Consider the following 646-nt stretch of genomic DNA (forward strand, 5'->3'; position numbering starts at 1 on the left):
CATCACTTCACCGTCACGACAACAGAGGGCGGGGAGTTCGAGAGCGCGAGGCCGGGCAGCTCGCGCCCGGCCTTCAGCGCGTCCTTGATCTTGGTCCGGTCGGGCTTGCGCTCGATCTTGACGAGGTCGTCGGGCAGCGCGTCGGGGATCACCTCGCCGACGATCTGCTGCGGGTTGTTGCGCAGGAAGATCGTGCCTTCCGGCAGCTCCAGCTTGCGCAGGTTGGCGGCATCCAAGATCGCGAGCATCAGATCGCGCGTGAACTCGACGCGCCGCTCGAACCGCTGGGCGCGCGCCTTGAGGTCGTCCTGGCGCGCCTTGGTCGCCTCCTTCATCGCCTTCGCGTCCTCACCTTCGCGGATCAGGTGGGTGAGCACGTCGCTGATCTGGGTCTCGCCATCGAGCATGTCGGCGCGCAGCACCTCGTCTTCGGCGATCTCGGGATACTGCCCGATCAGCCGCTCGATCTCGGTACGGAGCATGTCGGCTTCACGTTCATTCATCGCTTGATCACTCCGTCCCATTCGGCCCTGTCGATCACCCTCGAAAGATTGTCGCGGGCGTCCTGCAGGATCAGGAACACGGCGCGGGCCTGCGCCTTGGTCATCTCGTTTTTGAGGATCAGCGCGTCGCTCTGCATACGCAG

At 64.7% G+C, this 646-nt stretch carries 1 protein-coding gene; it reads right to left on the reverse strand.

Annotated elements, in window-relative coordinates; genetic code table 11:
- Window positions 1-2: 2 nt before the first annotated feature.
- Window positions 3-503 (reverse strand): siphovirus Gp157 family protein, encoded by a 501-nt coding sequence (locus QJT78_RS51915; protein WP_049810429.1) that lies wholly within the window; start codon window positions 501-503, stop codon window positions 3-5.
- Window positions 504-646 lie beyond the last annotated feature (143 nt).

The organism is Bradyrhizobium sp. Mp27 (genome assembly GCF_029953005.1).
GTDB lineage: Bacteria > Pseudomonadota > Alphaproteobacteria > Rhizobiales > Xanthobacteraceae > Bradyrhizobium > Bradyrhizobium barranii.

Excerpts from the sequence above, each read along its gene's own strand:
- QJT78_RS51915 (WP_049810429.1), bottom strand. The coding sequence starts at position 503 with ATGAATGAACGTGAAGCCGACATGCTCCGTACCGAGATCGAGCGGCTG.